The organism is Staphylococcus sp. aM (genome assembly GCF_052975125.1).
This window is the reverse complement of the sequence record NZ_CP121447.1, coordinates 1,956,380-1,972,607: the sequence shown is the minus strand read 5'-3', so window position 1 is coordinate 1,972,607 and position 16,228 is coordinate 1,956,380. Positions and strand designations below refer to the sequence as shown.

Below are 16,228 nucleotides of genomic sequence, written 5' to 3'. Positions count from 1 at the left end.
ACAATTTTTATGCATACATTTTTCGTCGTATTATTAATTATAGATTGTATTGCATTAGTGACTGTTGTATTACTCCAAGAAGGAAAAAGTAATGGACTTTCAGGTGCTATCAGTGGCGGCGCAGAACAGTTATTTGGTAAACAAAAACAACGTGGCGTCGATTTATTCTTGCATAGATTAACAATAATTTTATCTGTAATATTCTTTTTACTTATGATTGGCATAAGTTATCTTGGTTTATAAGGTCCGACGATGTTCATGTCGGGCTTTTTTATTTATAATAAAGAGAAAATGAATGGTAGAGATATTGAATAATAAAGGGAAGTCGTTTGATATAAAAATGGTTTATGAATACTTTTGGAAGAGGGATGAACATCATGCAAATTAAACTACCTAAGCCTTTCTTTTTCGAAGAGGGCAAGCGTGCAGTATTGTTATTACATGGATTTACAGGTAATTCTTCAGATGTAAGACAATTAGGCCGTTTCTTACAGAAAAAAGGCTATACATCTTATGCGCCACAATATGAGGGACATGCTGCACCACCTGAAGAGATATTAAAATCAAGTCCATACGTATGGTTTAAAGATGTCTTAGATGGCTATCAATATTTAGTTGATCAAGGATATGATGAAATCGCAGTTGCGGGATTATCATTAGGTGGCGTTTTTGCTCTAAAATTAAGCTTAAACAGAGATGTTAAGGGTATTATAACTATGTGCGCTCCTATGGATGATAAGTCATCGAGCACAATTTACGACGGGTTTTTAGAATATGCTAGAAATTTCAAGAAATATGAGGGTAAAGATCAAGCGACCATTGATCAAGAAATGGAACATTTCCATCCAACTGAAACACTTGAAGAATTAAGTGCTACAATGAAAGGCGTTAAAGATCAAGTGGATGAAGTGATGGACCCAATATTAGTTGTTCAAGCAGAACAAGATAAAATGATTGATCCTCAATCAGCAAATTATATATATGAAACTGTAGAATCTGATGATAAAGATATTAAATGGTATGCGAACTCAGGACATGTAATCACAATCGATAAAGAAAAAGAACAAGTCTTTGAGGATATATACGAATTTTTAGAATCATTAGATTGGTCAGAATAAAAATAAACAAGATAATTAGAAAGGAGGGGCATAATGAATTTAAAACAATCCATCGAAGAAATGATTAAACAACCTGACTACGAACCCATGTCAGTATCAGATTTTCAAGATGCGTTAGGTTTAAATAGTGCCGACTCATTCAGAGATTTAATAAAGGTGCTTGTTGAACTAGAACAAACTGGTTTGATTGAACGTACGAAGACAGATAGATATCAACGAAAGCAATCTAGTAAGTCAAATTCGAAATTAGTAAGAGGAACGTTAAGTCAGAATAAAAAAGGATTTGCGTTCTTAAGACCAGAAGAAGAGGGTGTAGATGACATCTTCATCCCGCCAACAAAAATCAATAGAGCCTTAGATGGAGATACCGTCATTGTAGAAGTTCACAAAGGTAGAGGCGACTTTAAAGGCAAGAAAGAAGGGGAAGTCAAATCCATCGAAAAACACTCTGTCACTCAAGTAGTAGGTACTTATAGTGAAGCGAAACATTTCGGGTTTGTCATTCCAGATGATAAACGTATTATGCAGGATATCTTTATTCCTAAGGGTCAAAGCTTAGGTGCAGTAGATGGTCATAAAGTATTAGTGCAAATCACTAAATATGCTGATGGTACAGATAACCCGGAAGGCCACATTTCAGCAATACTAGGCCATAAAAACGATCCTGGTGTAGATATTTTATCTATCATTTATCAACATGGTATTGAAATAGAATTCCCAGATAATGTACTTAAAGAAGCTGAAGATGTTCCTGATGAAATTGAACCTTCTGAAATCGAAGGACGTCATGATTTAAGAGACGAATTAACGATTACAATTGATGGCGCAGATGCTAAAGACTTAGATGACGCCATTAGCGTTAAAAAATTAAAAAATGGTAATACGGAATTAACTGTAAGTATTGCAGATGTTAGTTATTATGTAACTGAAGATTCAGCTTTAGATAAAGAGGCTTATGATAGAGCTACAAGCGTGTACTTAGTAGACAGAGTTATTCCAATGATTCCGCATAGATTAAGTAATGGTATTTGTTCATTAAATCCTGAAGTTGATCGTTTAACGTTAAGTTGTCGTATGGAAATCAATGCACGTGGTGAAGTAGTGAACCATGACATTTTTGATAGTGTCATCCATTCAAACTACAGAATGACTTATGATGCGGTTAACCAAATTATTACTGAACAAAATCCAGATGTGCGTCGTCAATATAGTGAAGTCACACCAATGCTTGACTTGGCACAAGATTTATCTAACCTTTTAGTAAATATGAGAAAACGTCGTGGTGAAATTGATTTCGACATTAACGAAGCGAAAGTACTTGTTAATGAAGATGGCATTCCAACAGATGTACAAGTGCGCGAACGTGGTGAAGGTGAACGTTTAATTGAGTCATTCATGTTAGCGGCTAATGAAACCGTAGCTGAACACTTTAATAAACTAGAAGTACCATTTATCTATCGTGTCCACGAACAACCTAAATCAGAACGTTTGAGACAGTTCTTTGACTTTATTACGAACTTTGGCATTATGATTAAAGGTACAGGCGAAGATATTCATCCGACAACGCTTCAAAATATTCAAGAAGAGGTTGAAGGACGACCAGAACAAATGGTTATCTCAACGATGATGTTACGTTCAATGCAACAAGCACATTATGATGATGTGAACTTAGGTCACTTTGGTCTATCTGCAGAGTATTACACACATTTCACATCACCTATACGTCGTTATCCGGATTTAACGGTACATCGTTTAATTCGTAAATACCTTATTGAACATTCAATGGATAAAAAGGAACAACATAAATGGGAAGATAAACTACCAGAACTAGCTGAACACACATCTCAACGTGAACGACGTGCGATTGAAGCAGAACGTGATACAGATGAGTTGAAGAAAGCTGAATATATGATTCAACACATTGGTGACGAATTCGAAGGTATCATTAGTTCTGTAGCTAATTTTGGTATGTTCATTGAATTACCAAATACTATTGAAGGTATGGTCCATATTTCAAATATGACCGATGATTATTATCAATTTGATGAACGTCAAATGGCATTAATTGGTGAACGCCAAGCCAAAGTGTTCCGTATCGGTGACGCTGTCAAAGTCAAAGTGACACATGTCGATGTGGATGAACGCATGATTGATTTCCAAATCGTAGGAATGCCATTACCTAAGAATGATAGAAGCCAACGACCAGCGCGTGGTAAGACCATTCAAGCAAAAACACGTGGTAAATCATTAGATAAATCAAAATCTGATGATAAAGGAAACGGTAAAAACAAACGTAAACAACGTAAAGGTAAAAATGCACGCCAACAAGATAAAAAAGGCAACACGAAGCATAAACCATTCTATAAAGATAAAAGCGTTAAGAAAAAATCACGTAAAAAGAAAAAATAAGCAGCAAAGAGGTGAGACAGAATGGCTAAGAAAAAATCACCAGGCACATTAGCTGAAAACCGTAAAGCAAGACATGATTATAATATAGAAGATACGATTGAAGCGGGGATTGTGTTACAAGGTACAGAAATTAAATCTATACGTAGAGGTAGCGCCAATCTTAAAGATAGCTATGCTCAAGTAAAACGTGGTGAAATCTATTTAAATAATATGCATATTGCGCCTTATGAAGAAGGTAACCGATTTAACCATGATCCATTGCGATCACGTAAGTTGCTCCTTCATAAAAGAGAAATTATTAAATTAGGTGACCGCACACGAGAAATTGGGTATTCTATTATTCCGCTAAAATTGTACTTAAAGCATGGTCAATGCAAAGTATTATTAGGTATTGCACGCGGTAAGAAAAAATATGACAAACGACAAGCTTTAAAAGAAAAAGCAGTCAAACGTGATATGGATCGCGCAGTAAAAGCCCGTTATTAAGCAATACTATTGCTTACACGGGCTACATTTGATATATTAATAAGTGCTTTGTTAGAAAAGTGGTCAAGTAAGAACATCTTATTTTAGGTGACTCAGGCGTTGTTCATCAAGTGCGAGTGACAATGATATTAATGATATGTTTGATTTCTACAAAGTACATTTTATTACGGGGACGTTTATGGATTCGACAGGGGTCCCCAGAGCTTATTAAGCGTGTCGGAGGGTTGTCTCCGTCACTAACACACTCAGTTTATAATAACTGGCAAATCAAACAATAATTTCGCAGTAGCTGCGTAATAGCACTCTGCATCGCCTAACAGCATCTCCTATGTGCTGTTAACGCGATTCAACCTAAGTAGGATATGCTAAACACTGCCGTTTGAAGTCTGTTTAGATGAAAACCAATCAAACTAGCATAATGTTGGTTGTTTATCACCTCTCATTATGCGAAACTCAATGATAAACTACACACGTAGAAAGATATGTATCAGGACCTCTGGACGCGGGTTCAAATCCCGCCGTCTCCATTATATAGCCTGCAACCCATGTGGTTGTGGGCTTTTTATTTTCGTTGCCACAGTATTGCCCCAGCACATAAAAACACTACCAATTTAATAAGCTATAGATATATATTGGGAATAATATAAAAACATTTTCGTTGAATTCATATTAAAATGGATCATGCGGAAGTGTTTTTTATTCTGAATCTTTAGGGACTGCACCATCTTTAGGCAGTCCAGTTTCAGGGTCTAATTGGTCGTTAGAATAAGATTTTTCGGAAGTAGGAACGCCTCCCATATCTCCATTAGGTATACCTGTATAGCCATTTTGTTTAGCAACTTTTGCATTAGCTTCCATTTGTTGTTTAGTTAAAGCCCTATTATTGTCTTGAGTCTGAACGTTTTGTTGTTGTGTCTGTTGATTAGTTTGTTCAGTAGATTGTTGTTGATTAGTATTCTGTTCAACAGATTGGTTTAGTGCTTCTTCTTTAGATTGCATTTTATGTTCTTTCTTCTTATCCTTCTTACTTTGTTTATCTTTCTTTGGATCATTAGATTTTTTATCAGACTTAGTTTCTGATTTTTTATTTTCGTCTTTCATTGCTTTGTCATTATTTTGACCACATGCAGTTAGTAAAACTGTTGCTGATAATAATGCAGCTCCTAATAATTTAAAATTCATGCTATTAATATCCTTTCATATGTTATATTTAATTTAATATTACAATTTAATTCCAAAATATTTAATTAAGTAAATGTTATTAAAGGTAATAATAAATATTGATTCTAAAGTAATTGTTGACAAAAAGCTAAGCTGAACGGATTTTATAAAAGTTGGATAAGCATTAATCGAATACTGATTTTCATGTTTGGGATGTATATTAAATTAGAGAAATACAAGGAAGTCCAATATCGATCGTAGAGGGCTTGTTATTTTAGGTTAGTAGATCAAATATAAATTTAGATAAATAATTCTCGAAAAAAGCTGCTATTACAAATAAAGGTAAGGCTATAAATACATATATTTTCAATAAGTTGATTATAGATAATTTTAGAGATAAATTCTCTTTTTTGTTTTTTCTAAATAAGTTGGTGATTTTTCTAATAATAGCTTGGTTAACTTTGACGAGACCGCTAGCAACAAAGCAAAAAGCTAATATTTCTACGAAGAAGTGAGGGATTGAAGATATAGTCACCATAGTCCCTTTATAAATGTCATAATTAATTACGAAACCTAGAGCTATAGCAGGAGGAATCGCTGTAGAGATAATTTTTAAATAATATAAAAAAGGGATTGGAATGATAGCTAATATTAGCATTTGAAAAGGAACTTTAAACCCATTATTTAGTATATATTCCCAAACTTTTTCTAACCCTACTGCATTGGCAACGTTACTGGGTATACCTTTAGATAGATTTTTTATGGTTTCAGTAGAAGGGCTAAATATAATTGCTAAAATAAAGGTGACTAAGAAAATTATTAATATTGTAACTAAAAATTTTATCGTTCTTCTAATATATGTCTCATCATGAATTTTAAACATAACTGCCTCCATTTTTAATTAATTGCCAATATTTGTTGATAGTAAAGGCCAAAATGAAAATGAGTTAAGTTTGAGGAATGAATAAAGTAAAGAGGTATATAAGCGTTTTTGATTTTTTGATACAGGCTATATTTATAATTCAGGTTTTGAAATAAACTGATTATGATATCATTAAAAGTAGGTAACTTATTATAATTACAAAAGGAGTTATACATATGAATAATCAAAATAAAATTTATATTCATCCAATTTTAAGTATATTAGGTTTCACTGTATTATTCAGTTTTATAATGGGGTTTCCTTTTGGAACATTTATTGGTTTAGCAATAGGCTTAGTTATTAGCAAACGAAATAAAGGTTTAGAGAATTATTAAATATGTTTACTATCTAATCAGTATGTTCTTTACTCTTAGAAACGTACTATGTCGATTACTACCTAATAGAATGAATTGTTCACTGAAGCATATAAAATAGCTCATAATTAAAGATAAATATTTGTAGATACTGAGTGCATTAAATTAATATCATTCTTGGTAATATAATTAAAAATCTATGGAGGGCATCTATTTGGAGTTAATATTCAATATTATTGGTAGTATTTTATACGTGATCGTAGATTTTATAATTCATGGAAAATCTGATGAGGAATTTAGAGAAAGTAAGAAAAAACAAAGTAATTCATAAAAAAAGCATTATTTTGAAGTGAAGAGCAAGAGTGTGAATATTAATTTAATCAAACCTAATAGATACATAAAGCTCTTGTAATTTTTCAATTTTACACGCAACTGAAAAGACATCTTAAACATTACTACGACAAAAATTATAGCAATTTTTATGTGAAAAGATAAACGCATTAATGAACTCCAGCCGTATCCATTATATAGCCTGCGACCCATGTGGTTGTGGGCTTTTATTGTATGTGATGTGGTTAGTAGTAAATATTTGATGTAGCTCGAATAAAAGAACTAAAATATATGTCATTTGAGAGAGACGTAGTGATTATTAGGACGAATAAACAAGTAGAAAAGAGAGTTTTGTGAATGAGTAATTTTTATGATACTTAACGTTACTCAAAGCATTATAAATGCCGGTTATAGCTCAAATAGCGCATATGTAACAGGTAGCAGACTTTTGCGCAATGAGAAAGTAAAAGACTATATTCAAAGCAAGAAAGATGAGATTATAGACGATACCATTTTAACTGCGAAAAAAACACTATACTTGCTATCACGTTCAGCAGTGGGTGAGGAAACTGAAGTGAAAGAAGTTGTAGTTAAGAAAAGTTCATTTGAAAAGAACCCCGACACAGGACACATGAACCTCGTAAACAACGAACATGTGAAGTGCCCATTAAAGCGAATGATCGTTTAAAAGCTTGTGACCTTATTCGACATTAACACATTATATTTACTGATAAAGTGGATATAAATGTGGCAACACCAATATTTATTGATAGTCTTGTTCAAGACGATGAGAAGAATGAGCGAGATTTAATAGAATAGGAAAAGCAATATCCAAATACTGATTTTCATATTGATGATATTGGGAGATTTGAGGAATAAAGGAAGTTATATAAATATATGTGAGGGTATCGTTTAAGTAAAGGAGGGACGATAATATGTCTATTGGGTTATGGGTAAGTGTCATTTTTGCTGTACTTATAGGTGGTGGTGGCGTTTTATATGCCTATATCAAAGGAGAAAATAAGAAATGATTATATAATTAGTACTAGGTGCTAAAATATTGTATAATGGTATTGTGTAGTTGCAACTAATGTCATTCCCCGATATTAGTTGCTTTTTTCATATATAATCTTTTTATTTTGTAGATTTAAATATATAATGTATAAAACTACACACGAAAGAGGTTAAGGGGAAATGAATACGATTACAAAAAAATATGATTTCTTTGTTTTAACTTATGAATTTAAAGGTAAGGTTGACAAAAATTATGAAAGAATGAATATTTAAAAGAATCTTTGGAAGAATTTGAAAAAAATAAAGATTTTAATTTTATTAAATGTAAAAAATCAACTTATATCGGATTTAACTATATTGAAAAATATAAGTACATAAATAATGAAGTTTGGGTTTTTTGTTTATCTAAAACGGTTACTACAAAAATTGCAGTTATAAATGAAATTAAAAAAACAGTAAAAGATGGTAGATCTGAATATGGCGATGAACCGGAGCAAGGCTTAAAAGTTGATACTGTAGTGTTATTTTGCCCTAGATATGGAGTAGTGATTATTCCATCAAATAGAGGAGGGATTTCTCAATCAGATTTTAAAAGTTTTTTTTATAGAACAGTTAAGAAAAAAGGTGCCAAATTGAACGTTGCTATAAATAACACAAAAATTGATAATTTAAAACACATTGATGATCTAAAAGAAATTGAGTTTAATATTTCTAGAATTGTAGATGTAGATAAAATAAAGAATAAAAATCAGTCAACGCAAAGAGATAAAAAAATGATTGATAAACTAAATGCAGATTCTATGAAGGTAAAGTATACATCAAAAGCTTTAGATATTTCAGAGTCATTAAAACAAATAAAAAATATTTTAGCGAAAGATGAGACAAAAGAAGTCAAAAAAATGGTTATTAGAGGGGAGAATGATGGCCATGAACAAATTATTGATCTTATCGCTAACAGATTAATATATAGATGATGATGTAGAATTAAACAACAATAATAAAATAACTATTAATTCTATGATTAAATCGATAAAAAAAGCTTATAGAGATAATTTAAAGATTATTGAAAAAGATATTCTTTAACAATTTGATAAAGGGTTGTGATTTTGTGTTTAAAAGAAACATAGATGTTGTTTTGTTTTTTATAATCCTAATTATTGTGTTCTTGTGTTTGAATGTTCAATATTCTGTTATTCAGAATAAAGAACAATATAGTGATTTTTTGGAAACAGTAATATCTTTTTCTTCTTTAACAACAGCATTTTTGTTTTTTTCTGTTACTCTTATACCACTTTTAAACGATAGAGCAAAATTGTTTGAGAAGTTAGACACAGAAAAGAAATTGATTGAAAATATTATGCTAAATACAGAGATGTTCTTATTGTTATCTATTTATACATTGGTTTTGTACTGTTTTAAATTATATGATATTGAAATTGATAACATTTATTTTGTTATTTGGTATTCAATTATATGTGCTTCTATTTTTAAACTAATAAGAACTTTCTATTTTTTGACAATCAATATTGCTAAGACCATTAAATGAAGATTAATATATATTAAAACACTTATATAAGGAATAATAAATAATGTATGACACATGATTTTAGAAAGATCTTTGTTCTAATAGTGGTGTTATCCATTCTGAGAAATGTCCTGTGTAGCAGTGAGGAATGAGTTTGTGTAACTATATAGGTAAAATATCTATTGTAACTAAATGGTATTTATTACGTAATAAATATTAATAATATGATAAAAATGAGGTAGGATTATGAACAATATTTTATTTAAAATACCCAATGACATAACTAAACAAGAGGTTATTAATAAGATGAATTACTTTAAGGAAAAGTCGCAAGAAATTAGCTAGGTATTCGAAGATGATGTTACTAATGGGAGAGATTTAGCTAGAGAGTTAAGGAAAGAGTTAGAATTAGAGTATAAAAATAATAATTTAATTAGAACTCAAAAATATTATGTTAATAATATTTATTTTAAAACTTTTAAGGTAGCTGTTAGAGATTCTTATGTTAATGTAATAGGTCAACTAGATAAAGGGCGTAAAACAAGAAGTTTTCTATATGATGTACAAGATTATATGACATATTACGAAAATGACTTTAAATGATTTAAGGGCGAAAAAGGGCATAATTTTGAAATAAAGAGCAAGAGTATGAACAGTAGTATAATCAGACCTATTCATTGCCCCAAATATCTTGTGTTTTTCAAATTTAACATTTTACACACAACTGAATAGACAATGTAAACTTTGCTATGACAATACTTATAGCGATTTTTATACAAATATATACGCATTAATGAACTCCCACCGTCTCCATTATATAGCCTGTAACCCATGTGGTTGTGGGCTTTTTTGATTTGGTTCTAAAATGGTGTATTGCACCAATCAATTTCAATTTAGTTATACGCGTATTTCGAGATAAAGTTTCTCGGCGTATGGCAGTAGTTCGGGAATATAGTTACGTGCATAGCCTTCAATAAATCTTAATGTTTGAGAATCCGTAAGGTCATCATATTTTTCAATAAACTGAATTAATATCTTTTTAAAATCATTTATTTCCATTTCTTCTGTATTTTTACTATGTGCTAATTTTAAGAATGCTATCAGTACTTTTTGATATTCTTCGAGTGTTATACCTAAATCCAAACATAAAAGGCTAATTGATTTTGTGTTGTAAGGATGGTGACCTATGATTTCAGCTAGTTCTGAAATAGCTTGATAAAGTAATGTAATATCATCTTTATTTTCGAACACGATTATTCACTCCTAAATATATAGTTTTATCTTGCAATTGGACTATATTTTCAGTTTAGAGTAATTCATATAGAGTTGTTTTGGATTTCTTAAGTGTCCAATTCTAATACATAAGTGTTAAAAAGAGAACATTTATATTAATGGTTATGAAATATTAAAAGCATCATTGAATAATTTAACTTCATCACTTTAATGACGAAATAACTAAAGTTTGTTAATGTTTTTATAAAAGAAGGTGCGAATATGGCAAAGTATTTTACTTCAATAAAATTAGGTATGTTTCTATTATTGTTAATCATATTGCAACCAATTGTTTTTAATTTATTAAATTTGAATCAATCTAAAATTTTTAGTGTAATAGGACATTTGATGTTTATATTGATTGGTATTTTATTAATTTATATTCATGCTCAATTTAATAAAAATAATTGAATTCGTAGAGCATTGAGCTAAACAATTCATTATTATGACTCTGTTATAACGCTTATTAAAGGATGATTAGATGCTACCTCATATATTAATGTGGGCTGTTACCATATTAGGAATAATATATATTGTATATAATTTTATATTAGCTAAATCCATAATTAATATTTTTTTTGCTATTTTATTTCAATCAATTTTGTTATTCTTAATTCGTTTCTTTTGGTTAGATCATTCATTTGGCGATGCATTTATACATTCGTTTGACTTGCTTACGATTATTGTTGTTGTGGTATATGTTATATATCAATTAATGGGCGATTCATCTGAAGATTAATACTTTGTATAAGAAGGGAATTTTATGAAAGATTCATTATTTTGGAAAAAAACTTTTATTCCTGTTTACTTTATTATCGCGTTATTATCATTTATACTGTTTAAATTTTATATCAAGACGGATAATATGGCTGTTTATTTGATGATTTTCTTTTTATTTTGTTTAGGAATAGCGTCTATTATTATTAACGCCAAGCAAAATAGGTGAACTCTTATATTGTTTATTGAATGTAATATCACTTCATAATATAAAGGATGATTAATATTAGTATATATGTAGCAATAATTTTAGGATTATTATTTATATTAATATATGCAACGTTTTGGACATTTTTATATCAATTAAATTATAAGCGTATGAATAGGGGACAGAGCTTGAATAAAACGCAAATTAAAATTAATATGTTTGGACATGGTGTAATTGCATTAGTATTAGTGGTAATAGCAATATATTTATCATATTTAAAATAGAACTTATATTATTATTGAAAAGTTACCTTCAATGGTAGCTTTTTTATTGTTTTATAGAAAACTTTTATGAAAACACATAGATAGACATATCTTATAATCTGCAAAAGGATAGACGAATTTAACAAGGTGGTGCTTGTATTACTAAATGGTAGACGGTATCATACAAATAGATATCAGACGATTATAAAAAGGAAAGTACTTGAATAAATGAAATACGATACAAATAAAAAGATGACTAAGTTTGCAGAACGAACATTAAAAGAATTTGCTAAAATACTCTTTTGGACATTGAAAACTAAACCATTGGAGAAAATTACCATTAATGAGTTGTGTGAGAAAGCCAACTATCCAAGAGCAACCTTTTATAATTATTTTGATGATATTAATGATCTTTTAAATTATTGTTGGCAAAGAATAGCTAGTGATATGGTCGTTGACAATTATGATTCACTTACGCCAGAAAAAAGACCTTATATACTATTTGAGCGATGTTACGACTATTTAAATGGATACAGAGATAATATTGCAAAAATTATGACGCATAATACTAATGATGGCCGATTTGCTGAATCGTTAAGAAAATATATTAGGCAACAGATTTATACTATTCTAGTAACTTGTCCACCTTCTAAAAAGTATCAATTATCATATGATCAGATGTCAGAACATTATGCCAACACCATTCATATGATTTTGGACTGGAGTTTTATTCGCAAAAATCAGATGGATAAAGAAGAGGCAATGGAGGCACTACGTTATTTAATAGGTGGGATACAGTAGTTATAAATCAGTTGTTTGGTGAAATGAAGAATACCATTTAGTTGAAAAATTAGTGACAGATTCTTTCTCTCTATCAATGCGACATTGAAATATAGCATTAATGCAAAGAAAATACAGAAATGAAACGAGACAAATCAAGGAGGAAGATATTTATGGTATTACAAGAAAAATATACACTAAATAACCAATTAGAAGTGCCAAAAATTGCTTTTGGAACATGGCAAATTTCTAATGAAAATGTGATATTAGCAGTGAAAGAGGCGCTTGAAATAGGCTATCGTCATATTGATACTGCTATTCATTATGAAAATGAAGAAGGTGTAGGTGAGGCAATTCGTGAATCTAGTATTCTAAGAGAAGATATTTTTGTCACTACAAAGATTCCGCCAGAGGTAAAAACCTATGAAGGCGCTAAAGCTTGTATTGAGAATTCTATTGAAAGATTGGGTATTGGAGTAATTGATCAAGTATTAATTCATTCGCCGAAACCTTGGAGAGAACTTCTTGTAGGTAGTCCTAAGCCATATTTTGATGAAAATCTTGCAGTATGGAAAGCAATGGAAGAAGCTGTAGAAGAAGGTAAGATTCGTTCTATTGGTGTTTCTAACTTTGAAATAGCAGACTTAGAAAATATTCTGAAGAACGGGAAGATTAAACCTGCAGTTAATCAAGTTGAAGTACATATTGGACTTACACCTAGGGATATTATGGAATACTGTGAAAAGCATGATATTTTGATTATGGCTTATTCACCTAATGCCACAGGCAAACTGATAAACGATCCGGTTGTTAAACGCGTTGCTGATAAATATGGCGTATCTGTACCACAATTATCTATTCGATATGACTTGCAAATTGGTGTTTTACCACTTCCAAGAAGTACCAATCCTGTTCATATGAAAGAAAATGCAAATCTTGATTTTGTTATCTTAGAGGAAGATATGATTACTTTAAGTAAGGTGAAAGAAAGACATAATTTGTGGTGGCGTCGGGTAAGTAAAGTAATAAGAAATATTCGAAGTTTTGGTAAAAAGTAAAAAATAAGGTGTCCTTTGAAAATGAAAGGACACCTTATTTAATATTGCATAATGATATGTAATTTCGTTTGAAAGATAAAAGAACAATACATATAAGTTATATGTTAGAGATTTTTTAATATTAGAATAGGATTGTTTTATGTTACATTACTATTATTTCGTGGTAATTATTATTAAAAGCCTATGGAGGTCATATGTATGGATTTGATAGGTAAAATGATTGCATTTATCATGGCAACGATTTCTAATTGGTTAGGATCTAGTGGTTTAATCAGAGATGTTAAAAGAGGTTTTAAATCATTAAAGAAGTAAAGACTTGTCGATAATAAAATTAGAATTTAAGCGGATGACTTAACCTGCAATTCCTAGAATTGTGGGTTATTTTCACACTAATATTTATATTTTTGGAAAATCAAAAATCCCACTCCTAATATGTTAGGAAAGCGGGACTTGAATCATAGTTTCAATATTATATAGTTAGTTCGGATTACTATGTTTTAACTATAGTTAATTTGAAGCGGGCATTGTGTTCTGACCACTAGATTGTGGTTGTTGTGTATTCTGTCCAGTGGATTGTTGAGGTTGTTGAGATTGCGATTGTTGTTGATTTTGGCCATTAGACTGTTGCGGTTGCTGATATTGTGATTGTTGTTGATTTTGACCATTAGACTGTTGGGATTGGCTTCCTTGTTGTGCATTTTGCCCGTTATTTTGAGTAGATGATTGTTTATTATGTTTAGGTTTACTTTGAGATGAAGATTGTTTTTTAGCTTTATCTTTCTTTTTATCCTTATCTTTTTTTGACTCTTTCTTCTCTTCGTCATAATCTTTGATATTATCTTTCTTAGGATCGTTTGAACGTTTGTTTTTAGACTTCTCTTTGTCTTTTTTAGAGTCATTTGACTTTTTATGTTCAATTTTTTTATGTTCTTCTTTATGTTCAGAATCATGGTTGCCACAAGCGCCTAAAATTAAACAACTTGATAATAAAATAAAAAAGGGTTTCTTCATTTCTCAATCTCCTTCATTTATATTATTTGGCTACAATGTAATTAGTGACATTGTGGTGTCATTCTAACGTATAGCGATATCAAATTTAAAGCAATATCATATCAAGGTAATATTTCAAAATATAAAAATGCCACTCCGAATATGAGTGGCAATGAAATGATACGTATTTATCTTTTAATGAGATGACAATGTTAATATTTTATTCTGACTTTGAACTACTGTCACTAGGTGCACTCGAAGGCGCACTATTTGATGAAGTGTTATTAGATGGTTTTGGTGTATTTTCACTATTTGGTATAGCTGATTTTGACTCTTGAGGTTCACTTTCTTTAGGTGCAGAAGATGATGAATCTTCTTTAGATGGTGTTGCTTTTGACGAACTACTACTAGCGTCTTGATGACTGCCAGTGTTTGATGAAGGTGATGCAGATGATGAAGTTGAATTACCGGTATTACTTGATGAAGTGTCATCCGATGAACCTGATGTGGTAGATGAAGTACTTTCGTCGTTAGTAGCATCATCATCTTTTTTATCTTTAGTAGATGTTTTAGCATCTGATAGATCCACAGTTATACTTTTAGTGCTGAATAAGCTAGATGTGATTTCTAGTTTTTTATCTTTAGTATTAGCAACTTTTTCGGAAACATCGAATACAACTTTTCCTTCGGCCGTACTGTCAGGATTAATTTGTTCTAAGAAAAATGAATTGGTGATACTTCCGTCATCACTTTGGTTAGCTGATACTGAACCAGTGGCATCTGCTTCAAATGATTTATCTCCAGATTTTAATTTAAACATTTGACTATCGATTGTTAATGCTTTGTCTCCCTTATTTTTAATTGAAACATCTGCAACAACAAATGTATCTTTCGCATTAGTAGGTGCAATTGAAGGACCAACGGCTTTAGTATTTTCAATTGATTTAACTTTAACTTCTAAATCACCGTTTTTAATTGTATCACCGATTTTATAATTTTTTGTACCGGTGGCATGATGCTTAAATCCACCATTCATACTAAAGGTCAATGCAACAATGCCAATAATAATTAAAATAAAGAAAACGAGACAACCTACACCAACCCAAATCCATGGTTTCTTAGATTTAGACTTTACATACTTTTGCTTTTCTTGTTGTCTTTGAAATTCTTGAAATTGTTCCCATTGTTTTCTTTGCTGTTCTTCATTATAGTTTTCTTCCATTCAACATAGCTCCTTTATTTGTTATTTACATATATATTAATAATACTGTTATGACAGGTTTTTTAGTAATCACTTTTAGTTATAAAGGTTAATAACTTAAATTACTTTTTATCAATTTTAAAATGATAATAGATTGTATAGATACTAATTTGTTATATAAGTCAATTTTATCTGATATAAAAATAGAAACTATAAATTGATTCGTGTCATTTTGAATTGATATAGAACAATTGGTACTATAAAGTTGAAAGAATGAAAAAATAATTTTAATGAGTTGCATTCTAGTAAAAGGAGAATTGATATGACTTTTTTCATTATCTTCTTCCCAGTATTTGTTTTTATAATACTGAACCTATATAGCCAAAATAAGAAGGGAAGAAATAAAGATTAAAAATATAACTTAAGAAACTGTATATGATTGATGTGTTTCTAACAAAGG

16 protein-coding genes, 1 other RNA gene and 1 pseudogene are annotated in these 16,228 nt (G+C 30.5%); 13 read left to right on the top strand and 5 right to left on the bottom strand.

Features of this window, described 5'->3' with window-relative positions:
- The first annotated feature begins 9 nt into the window (after positions 1 to 9).
- The 5 genes from secG to ssrA all read left to right on the top strand — a co-directional run bounded on the left by secG (position 10) and on the right by ssrA (position 4,543).
- The gene (secG, locus tag P7F85_RS09745; protein WP_002450892.1) at positions 10 to 243 is read left to right on the top strand and encodes a preprotein translocase subunit SecG; all 234 of its coding nucleotides are present in this window, start codon (positions 10 to 12) and stop codon (positions 241 to 243) included.
- Between the two features lie 134 nt (positions 244 to 377).
- On the top strand, positions 378 to 1,118 hold the full coding sequence (locus P7F85_RS09740) for an alpha/beta hydrolase (RefSeq protein WP_015365262.1): 741 nt from the start codon (positions 378 to 380) through the stop codon (positions 1,116 to 1,118).
- 33 nt (positions 1,119 to 1,151) lie between these two features.
- Positions 1,152 to 3,527 (top strand): ribonuclease R, encoded by a 2,376-nt coding sequence (rnr, locus tag P7F85_RS09735; protein WP_046464293.1) that lies wholly within the window; start codon positions 1,152 to 1,154, stop codon positions 3,525 to 3,527.
- Positions 3,528 to 3,548: 21 nt separating this feature from the next.
- Positions 3,549 to 4,013, top strand: a complete 465-nt coding sequence (gene smpB / locus P7F85_RS09730; protein ID WP_002466079.1) for an SsrA-binding protein SmpB — start codon at positions 3,549 to 3,551, stop codon at positions 4,011 to 4,013.
- Between the two features lie 168 nt (positions 4,014 to 4,181).
- Positions 4,182 to 4,543: a transfer-messenger RNA gene (gene ssrA / locus P7F85_RS09725) on the top strand.
- Positions 4,544 to 4,709: 166 nt separating this feature from the next.
- Here ssrA and P7F85_RS09720 read toward each other — a convergent pair.
- Both P7F85_RS09720 and P7F85_RS09715 read right to left on the bottom strand, forming a co-directional pair.
- Entirely contained in the window at positions 4,710 to 5,195 is a 486-nt protein-coding gene (locus tag P7F85_RS09720; RefSeq protein WP_015365260.1) for a hypothetical protein, read from the bottom strand.
- A gap of 253 nt (positions 5,196 to 5,448) precedes the next feature.
- Positions 5,449 to 6,057 carry a stage II sporulation protein M gene (locus P7F85_RS09715; RefSeq protein WP_046464294.1) on the bottom strand — a complete coding sequence of 203 codons (609 nt, stop codon included), beginning with the start codon at positions 6,055 to 6,057 and terminating at the stop codon, positions 5,449 to 5,451.
- Between the two features lie 215 nt (positions 6,058 to 6,272).
- On the opposite strand from P7F85_RS09715, the gene P7F85_RS09710 reads away from it, so the two are divergent.
- From P7F85_RS09710 to P7F85_RS09700, 3 genes and pseudogenes are all read left to right on the top strand, one after another.
- Positions 6,273 to 6,431, top strand: coding sequence for a hypothetical protein (locus P7F85_RS09710; RefSeq protein WP_019235831.1), 159 nt, complete (start codon positions 6,273 to 6,275; stop codon positions 6,429 to 6,431).
- Between the two features lie 662 nt (positions 6,432 to 7,093).
- Positions 7,094 to 7,559, top strand: a pseudogene (locus P7F85_RS09705) (terminase small subunit).
- Positions 7,560 to 8,035: 476 nt separating this feature from the next.
- Positions 8,036 to 8,728: a hypothetical protein gene (locus P7F85_RS09700; RefSeq protein WP_230623111.1), complete on the top strand. Its 693-nt coding sequence runs from the start codon at positions 8,036 to 8,038 to the stop codon at positions 8,726 to 8,728.
- Between the two features lie 1,448 nt (positions 8,729 to 10,176).
- Here P7F85_RS09700 and P7F85_RS09695 read toward each other — a convergent pair.
- Entirely contained in the window at positions 10,177 to 10,530 is a 354-nt protein-coding gene (locus P7F85_RS09695; RefSeq protein ID WP_002466078.1) for a hypothetical protein, read from the bottom strand.
- Between the two features lie 243 nt (positions 10,531 to 10,773).
- Here P7F85_RS09695 and P7F85_RS09690 point away from each other — a divergent pair, with 243 nt between their 5' ends.
- The 5 genes from P7F85_RS09690 (at position 10,774) to P7F85_RS09670 (ending at position 13,577) form a co-directional block, all read left to right on the top strand.
- Positions 10,774 to 10,962, top strand: coding sequence for a hypothetical protein (locus P7F85_RS09690; RefSeq protein WP_002466080.1), 189 nt, complete (start codon positions 10,774 to 10,776; stop codon positions 10,960 to 10,962).
- 70 nt (positions 10,963 to 11,032) lie between these two features.
- Positions 11,033 to 11,290 (top strand): hypothetical protein, encoded by a 258-nt coding sequence (locus P7F85_RS09685; protein ID WP_002466073.1) that lies wholly within the window; start codon positions 11,033 to 11,035, stop codon positions 11,288 to 11,290.
- A gap of 24 nt (positions 11,291 to 11,314) precedes the next feature.
- Complete coding sequence (locus tag P7F85_RS09680; RefSeq protein WP_015365254.1) at positions 11,315 to 11,497, top strand: hypothetical protein; 183 nt, start codon at positions 11,315 to 11,317, stop codon at positions 11,495 to 11,497.
- Between the two features lie 470 nt (positions 11,498 to 11,967).
- Positions 11,968 to 12,540 (top strand): TetR/AcrR family transcriptional regulator, encoded by a 573-nt coding sequence (locus tag P7F85_RS09675; protein WP_015365253.1) that lies wholly within the window; start codon positions 11,968 to 11,970, stop codon positions 12,538 to 12,540.
- Between the two features lie 152 nt (positions 12,541 to 12,692).
- Entirely contained in the window at positions 12,693 to 13,577 is an 885-nt protein-coding gene (locus P7F85_RS09670) for an aldo/keto reductase family protein (RefSeq protein ID WP_002466282.1), read from the top strand.
- Positions 13,578 to 14,084: 507 nt separating this feature from the next.
- Here P7F85_RS09670 and P7F85_RS09665 read toward each other — a convergent pair.
- Together P7F85_RS09665 and P7F85_RS09660 are read right to left on the bottom strand one after the other, a co-directional pair.
- Positions 14,085 to 14,588: a hypothetical protein gene (locus P7F85_RS09665; RefSeq protein ID WP_002466281.1), complete on the bottom strand. Its 504-nt coding sequence runs from the start codon at positions 14,586 to 14,588 to the stop codon at positions 14,085 to 14,087.
- Between the two features lie 199 nt (positions 14,589 to 14,787).
- Positions 14,788 to 15,789 carry a DUF4352 domain-containing protein gene (locus P7F85_RS09660; RefSeq protein WP_002466284.1) on the bottom strand — a complete coding sequence of 334 codons (1,002 nt, stop codon included), beginning with the start codon at positions 15,787 to 15,789 and terminating at the stop codon, positions 14,788 to 14,790.
- Between the last annotated feature and the right edge of the window lie 439 nt (positions 15,790 to 16,228).